This is a genomic window from Geobacillus sp. DSP4a (assembly GCF_013096875.1).
Lineage (GTDB): Bacteria > Bacillota > Bacilli > Bacillales > Anoxybacillaceae > Geobacillus > Geobacillus thermophilus.
Genome location: NZ_SDLD01000279.1, coordinates 1 through 257 on the forward strand (window position 1 = coordinate 1; position 257 = coordinate 257).

Annotated in this window: 1 pseudogene; it reads left to right on the forward strand. The window is 51.0% G+C overall.

Annotation, left to right across the window (positions count from 1 at the left end):
• Positions 1-257 (forward strand): annotated as a pseudogene (locus ETC02_RS17340) (IS481 family transposase); the annotation flags it as partial.

Below are 257 nucleotides of genomic sequence, written 5' to 3' on the forward strand. Positions count from 1 at the left end.
TGTTGGAGCTGAATCCGCCGAAGTCGCTTGACGAGTTGAACGAGCGTTTTTGGAAGTGGCTTGAAGAAGAGTATCATCGAAAACCGCACGCCTCACTGGACGGAAAAACGCCGCATGAGGTGTTTCAATTGCAAGTGCATCTCGTGTCGTTCATCGAAGATGGCGATTGGCTGGATGCGATTTTTCTGAAACGGGAGCACCGCAAGGTGAAAGCCGATGGCACGATCACCCTGAATAAACAGCTATACGAAGTGCCG